Below are 6,924 nucleotides of genomic sequence, written 5' to 3' on the forward strand. Positions count from 1 at the left end.
ACTGCCGCTCGCACAACCTGAGTGTGCGAGCGGTCTCCGGGCGCGCCACGCTGGCCGGATTCACCGTCAACCATCGTTTCAGCCTGCCGGGTCTGCCCGCCCCCTACGTCGTCGCCCAGGTCGCCATCGCCGAGGACCCGCGAGTTCGACTGACCACCAACATCATCGACTGCGATCCCGAACAACTTGAATTGGGCCAGCAGGTGGAGGTCGTCTTCGAGCACGACGAGGACGTCTGGTTGCCGCTGTTCCGTCTCGTCGAAGACGCAGAATCCACCGCGTTGCCCATCGATGAGATCGCACCGGAGCGGTTCGGCGAGTTCGTGCGGCCGATGCTGACGCCGGAGAAATTCGAAGACAAGGTGGCGCTCACCGGGATCGGCATGTCGGAGATCGGACGGCGGTTGATGGTGCCACCGCTGTCGCTGACTATCGCGGCGTGCGAGGCAGCGATCGCCGACGCCGGCCTGACCATCGACGACATCGACGGCATGTCGACCTACCCTGGCGGCGGCAACCTCGGCGGCTTCGGCGAAGGCGGGGTCACCTCTTTGGAAGCCGCCCTTGGCATTCGGCCGACTTGGCACAACGGCGGCATCGAGACTTTCGGCCCTGGCGGCTCGGTGATCGCCGCGATGCTCGCCATCGCCGGCGGGCTGGCCCGGCATGTGCTCTGCTTTCGGACCTTGTGGGAAGCCACCTTCAACGAGCAGATGAAGCAGGGCAAGATCGTTCCGTCGGGAGGCCGTCGCGCCGACTGGCTGCTGCCGTTCGGCGCCACCTCAGCCGCACATACGTTGGCGCAGAACGCACAACGCCATTTCCACCGCTACGGCACGACGAAAGAGACACTGGGCTGGATCGCGTTGAACCAGCGCGCCAACGCCGAGCTGAACCCGACGGCGGTGTACCGATCGCCGATGACCATGGACGACTATCTCCATGCGCGTCCTATCACCACACCGTTCGGGCTCTACGACTGCGACGTGCCCTGCGACGGCGCTGTCGCGGTGATCGTATCGGCCGTCGATGCCGCCCACGACACCGCCAAACCACCGGTGTTCGTCGACGCCGTCGGCACCCAGATCATCGAGCGGATCGATTGGGACCAAAGCACATTGACCCACGAACCTCAGGTATTAGGGCAATCCGCCCACCTATGGTCGCGCACCTCGTTGAAGCCCGCGGACGTCGACGTCGCCGAGCTGTACGACGGGTTCACCATGAACTGCTTGTCCTGGATCGAAGCGCTCGGATTCTGCGGCATCGGTGAGGCAAAAGACTTCCTGGACGGCGGAAAGAACATCGCCCGCGACGGTCAGCTACCGCTGAACACCCACGGCGGTCAGCTGTCCCATGGCCGAACCCACGGCATGGGTTTGCTGCACGAAGCGATCACGCAATTGCGCGGCGAGGCCGGCGAACGACAGGTCGCCGATGCCCGCGTCGGAGTGGTCAGCAGCGGCGGGCTGACGCCCAGCGGCGTGCTGCTGCTGCGGGCTGAGTAGATGGCGACGATAGTTCCGCAGCCGAGGCTCGTCATCGTCGACGGCGTGCCGATGTCCGCGTTGGTCGCCGAGGCGCCGGACCCGCGAGCGGTGATCGTCGCTATTCACGGCGGAGGCACCACCGCACTGTATTTCGATTGCCCAGGCCATCCTGAGTCGTCGCTGCTGCGAGCCGGCGCGGCGCACGGATACACCGTGATCGCACTCGACCGGCCCGGCTACGGCAGCTCAGCTCCCTACCCCGAGGCGGTGGCCCGCCCCGAACAACGGGTTGCGCTCGCATATGGCGCGGTGGATCGGATTCTCGGCGAAAGACCGCGCGGTGCCGGGCTTTTCCTGATGGCCCATTCCGGCGGATGCGAACTCGCGATGCGGATGGCCGCCGACCGGCACCGCACCGATCTGCTCGGCATGGAACTTGCGGGCACCGGGCGGCACTACCATCCGGCGGCGCGCGCGATCCTGAAAGTAGCCACCCGGGACCACCGCCCGGCAGGGCTGCGCGAGCTGTTGTGGGATCCGGCCGAACTGTATCCGACTGAAGTACTGGGCGGCGCAACGGTTTATCCGGGCGCACCACCTTACGAGGATCAGATGGTGTCCAACTGGGCCCGCCAAGACTTTCCGGCCCTCGCCCCGAACGTGCGGGTGCCCGTGCAGTTCAGCATCGCCGAGCACGAGAAGGTATGGCAGTCCGATCCGCCGGCACAGGCCGAGATCACAGCACTGTTCTCCGGCGTACCACGCTTCCACATCAACGAACAAAGCGATGCCGGCCATAACATCAGCCTCGGCTACACGGCCGCGACCTATCACTCGACGGTTCTGTCGTTCGCCGACGAATGCGTGAACGGTCAAACTTCGGACGAGCAAAGCGGTTTGGAGGCCGGCTGATGGACGTCGGGTTCATTGGGTTGGGCAGCCAGGGCGGTCCGATGGCCGGACGCATCATCGAAGCCGGGTTCCCGACGTCGCTGTGGGCGCGCCGCCCGGCCACACTGCAACCGTTCACCGGCACCGCCGCCAAGTTCGCCGAATCACCGGCCGAACTCGCCGCCGCCAGCGATCTCGTCTGCCTGTGCGTGGTGGGTGACACCGACGTCGAGGAGATCACCAGCGGCGACGACGGAGTGTTGGCCGGGCTCAAGCCCGGCAGCGTAATCGCCGTGCACAGCACCGTACACCCCAAGACATGTCACGAACTCGCGAAAACAGCTGCCGCGCAGGGTGTCTCAGTTATCGATGCGCCGGTGAGTGGTGGCGCACCGGCGGTGGCCGAAGGACGTCTGCTGGTGATGGTTGGCGGCGACGCCGACGTCGTCGAACGGTGTCGTCCCGTGTTCGAAAGCTACGCCGACCCGATCGTGCACCTTGGCGATCTCGGTTCGGGACAAACCACCAAGCTGTTGAACAACTTGCTGTTCACCGCCAACCTGGGGACGGCGGCCACCACGTTGGCGCTCGGCGAGGCGCTCGGTGTCTTACCCGACCGCCTCAGCGAGGTCGTCTCCCGCGGCAGCGGTAACAGCTTCGCGCTCAACGCTCTTGGCGGCGACACCGCCGGTTTGGAGCGGCTGGCCGGCCTGGCCGGCGCGCTGCTGCAGAAGGACGTCCGATTGCTCGCCGACGTCGCGGACGCCGTGACCGCTGCCGGCGGGGTTGTGCTGGACGCCGCCGATGCCACGCTGTCACTCATGGAACACCCACGGTGAGAATCGGATTCGTCGGCGCTGGGCGGATGGGTCGTCCTATGGTGGCCCGCCTGGTCGCGGCCGGTTATGAAGTCAGCGTGCTCGGTCGATCCAACGACAAGCGCTCAGCCATAGCGGAATTGGGGGCCGAAGCGGTCGGCGAGGTCGCGGCGGTGGGCGCCGCCGCCGACGTGGTGGTGATCTGCGTGTTCACCGACGAACAGGTGCGCGAAATCTGCCTGACCGACGATCTGATCGCAGCGATGCCGTCCGGCTCGGTTCTGGTGCTGCACACCACGGGCAGCCCCCACACCGCCCAGATCATCGCCAAACGCGCGGCGCCGCACGACGTCGACGTGGTGGATGCGCCGGTCAGCGGCGGCCCGCACAACGCGGCGGCCGGTGAACTGACGCTGTTTGTCGGCGGCGCCGACCACACGGTGGCCCGAGTCCGCCCGGTGCTGAGCTCCTACGGGGACCCGATCCTGCATGTCGGCCCGCTGGGAGCCGGCCAGAAGGTCAAGCTGATCAACAATGCGCTGTTCGCCGCGCAGCTCGGGTTGCTTGCCGACTCGGTCGAATTCGCGGCGCGGCTCGGCGTCGAGGAATCCGCGCTACTCACCGCTCTGCCGCACGGGAGCGCGGCGAGCCGCGTGTTGGACATCGTCGCGGCCGGCGGATCGGTGGCGTCCTTCATCGAAACCGCAGGCGAATTCGTCGGCAAAGACGTCGCGGTGATCAGGCGCATTGCCGCCGAACTGGGCAGCGACCTCGGCACAATCGACGACGTCATCGATGTGGCAATTCCGAGGGTCAGATGAGGTCTTTTCGACACGCGACGAACCGGCTACCGTTAGCGTTACAGTCGAGCATTCCGTCGTAACGCTGTACGCCGCTCATTGGGCGGTGAGGAGGGTGAAATGACCAAACCAAAGGTCGTCTTTGATCCGTTCTCCGAGGAGTTCTTCACGGACCCATTCGACATCTATCGACGAATGCGGGAGGACGCTCCGCTCTACTACGACGAAAAAGAAGACTTTTACGCGCTGACCCGACACGAGGACGTGGCCGGCGCGCTCAAGGACTTCGAGACCTACTCCTCTACTCGCGGCTGCGACCTGGCGATGGTGCGCAAGGGGATCTCCGAGGAGATGAGGTCCATCATCTTCATGGACCCGCCGGATCACCGCCACATGCGCAGCCTGCTCAACAAGGCCTTCACTCCGCGGGCGATTCAATCGCAGTTGGCTGACGTGCACGAGGTGACCGACAAATACCTCAGCGCGGTTGATCCGGACAACTTCGACGTCGTGCAGGACTTCTCCGGTCCGTTCCCGGTCGAAGTCATCACCCGGATGGCCGGAGTGCCGGAGGAATACCGCCAGCAGGTGCGGCACTGGATCGACATCAGCCTGAGCCGCGAGCCGGGCCAGGTCGAAGTCAGCGAAGCCGGGATGCAAGCCAACATCGACACCGCTATGTACTACTACGGCTTGATCCAGGAGCGCCGCGAGGACCCGCAGGACGACATGATCAGCCGGCTGATCGCAGCCGAAATCCCTTGCGACGACGGCACGTCGCGCCGCCTCGACGACATCGAGATCACCGGCTTTTCCACGTTGCTCGGCGGTGCGGGGGCGGAGACGGTCACCAAGTTGGTCGGCAGCGCGGCCGTGCTGTTCGCCCGCAACCCCGACGAGTGGGAGAAGCTGAAAGCAGACCGCAGTAAGGTCCCGGCTGCCGTCGAGGAACTGCTGCGCTACGAGGGACCGGTGCAGTACAACGTCCGCTACACCCTCAAAGAGGCCCACGTCAGTGGCGGCACGATTCCACCGGGCAAGCCGGTGTTCGTGATGAACGCCGCCGCGAACCGCGATCCGGACGCCTTTACTGACGCCGACACCTTCAACATCGACCGCGACCAGACCGAGGCGCAGCACCTTGGTCTGGGATACGGGATTCACAGTTGCCTCGGCGCCGCACTGGCACGGATGGAAAGCAGGATCGCGCTGGAGAAGCTGCTCGACTTCATGCCCAACTACGAAGTGCAATGGGATGACTGCAAGCGGGTCAGCATGCAGAATGTCGCCGGCTGGCTGAACGTCCCGGTGAAGGTGTTGCGATGAGGTGGTCTGGGTGACAAAGAAGATTGAAGTCGACTGGGGCCTGTGCGAAAGCAACGGCGTGTGCATGGGCGTCGTCCCGGAGGTTTTTCGGCTCGAGGATGACGACACGTTGACCGTGTTGCAGGACGAAGTGACTCCCGAAAACGAAGAGCAGGTGCTCGAAGCGGTTCGGCAATGCCCGCGGCAGGCGATCTCGATCAGCGAATAGCTACAAGCCCGGAGTTGCTGCGATATAGGCGTTGTCGTCTTGTCGGACCCTTCTGCCATAATCGAATGTATGTTCGAGTCAACGATGCGGCGACTACGGGAGGCGGCGCGGGCCGAGAACCGGGCTGCGGGGCAGCGGTTGGCGGTGATCGGCGAGTTGGACCTGCTGTGGCTGAGACGTTTCGGTGAGCGCGAGACCTGGGGCACCGACACCCATGACGCGATCACCGCGGAGATAGTGGCAGCGCTGGGGATCACGCGTGGGTTGGCGGACAGTTACCTGGACTACGCGCGGGCGATGCGGTTGCGACTGCCGCGGGTGGGCGCGCTGCTTGTGGCCGGCGATATCGCTTACCGGGCGTTTCAGACGATCGTCTTTCGCACCGACTTGATCACCGACCCGCAGGTGCTGGACGCCGTGGATGCCGAACTGGCACTGAAGGTTGCGCGGTGGACGGGCATCACCCAGGGTCGGCTTGGCGGACACGTCGACCGGATCGTGGCGCGCGCCGATCAGGATGCGGTGCGGCGGCGGCGGGAACGCCGCGGCGACCTCGAAGTCTCGTTCTGGGGCGATGCCGATGGGTTGACCGAGATGTTCGGACGCCTGGTTACTACCGACGCCCACGCCATCGACGCTCGCCTCGATGCATTGGCCGCCACCGTGTGTGCCGATGACCCGCGCACCCGCAACCAGCGCCGCGCCGATGCCTTGGGCGCGCTGGCCGTGGGAGCGGACCGGCTGAGTTGTCGCTGCGGTCAAGGACATTGCGCCGCCGCGGCATCGCCCGCACCTTCGCCTGTAGTAATCCATGTCATCGCCACCGAGGCGACGCTTGACGGCACGGGGCGCATGCCAGGCTCGATGATCGGCAGCGACGCGGTCGTCCCCGCCGAGTTGATCGTTGAGTTGGCGCGGTCAGCCAAGTCACGGCCCCTGATCCACCCCGCCGACTTGCCACCGGAATCCGGCTACACCCCGTCGCGGAAACTAGCCGACTTCGTCCGCTGCCGGGACCTGACCTGCCGCTTCCCCGGCTGCGACCAACCTGCTACGTGCTGCGACCTCGACCACACCGTCCCCCACGCCGACGGCGGGGCCACCCACGCGTCCAACCTCAAATGCCTTTGCCGGCGCCATCATTTGCTCAAAACATTCTGGGGCTGGCGTGATCAACAACTGCCCGATGGCACGGTCATCTGGACCTCACCCGCGGGACAGACCTACATCACCACCCCCGGCAGCGCCCTATTGTTTCCGAGTCTTTGCGTACCCACCGGCGCGCCCCACTCGATACGCGACCTAAGACGCTCTGCTGACCGCGCCGCGATGATGCCGAGGCGTCGGCGTACCCGCGCCCAAAACCGGGCCAATTACGTTGCCGCAGAACG

7 protein-coding genes are annotated in these 6,924 nt (G+C 65.4%); all 7 read left to right on the top strand.

Features of this window, described 5'->3' with window-relative positions; genetic code table 11:
* Nucleotides 1-1,508 (top strand): thiolase C-terminal domain-containing protein (locus VN856_RS23075; protein ID WP_325693424.1); only part of this gene is annotated, 1,508 nt, incomplete at its 5' end.
* Entirely contained in the window at nt 1,509-2,402 is an 894-nt protein-coding gene (locus tag VN856_RS23080) for an alpha/beta hydrolase (RefSeq protein WP_325693427.1), read from the top strand.
* Nucleotides 2,402-3,220: an NAD(P)-dependent oxidoreductase gene (locus VN856_RS23085; protein ID WP_325693430.1), complete on the top strand. Its 819-nt coding sequence runs from the start codon at nt 2,402-2,404 to the stop codon at nt 3,218-3,220. Before VN856_RS23080 ends, VN856_RS23085 begins: the two co-directional genes overlap by 1 nt.
* On the top strand, nt 3,124-4,020 hold the full coding sequence (locus tag VN856_RS23090) for an NAD(P)-dependent oxidoreductase (protein ID WP_325693440.1): 897 nt from the start codon (nt 3,124-3,126) through the stop codon (nt 4,018-4,020). The genes VN856_RS23085 and VN856_RS23090 overlap by 97 nt, the downstream gene beginning before the upstream one ends.
* A gap of 99 nt (nt 4,021-4,119) precedes the next feature.
* On the top strand, nt 4,120-5,325 hold the full coding sequence (locus VN856_RS23095; protein WP_325693432.1) for a cytochrome P450: 1,206 nt from the start codon (nt 4,120-4,122) through the stop codon (nt 5,323-5,325).
* A 10-nt stretch (nt 5,326-5,335) separates the two neighbouring features.
* Nucleotides 5,336-5,533, top strand: a complete 198-nt coding sequence (locus tag VN856_RS23100; protein WP_325693434.1) for a ferredoxin — start codon at nt 5,336-5,338, stop codon at nt 5,531-5,533.
* Nucleotides 5,534-5,572: 39 nt separating this feature from the next.
* Nucleotides 5,573-6,924, top strand: a 1,352-nt coding sequence (locus tag VN856_RS23105; protein WP_414687030.1) for an HNH endonuclease signature motif containing protein, incomplete at its 3' end; no start/stop codon positions are given.

Origin of the sequence: Mycobacterium sp., from assembly GCF_035603715.1 — a bacterium.
Classification (GTDB): Bacteria; Actinomycetota; Actinomycetes; order Mycobacteriales; family Mycobacteriaceae; genus Mycobacterium.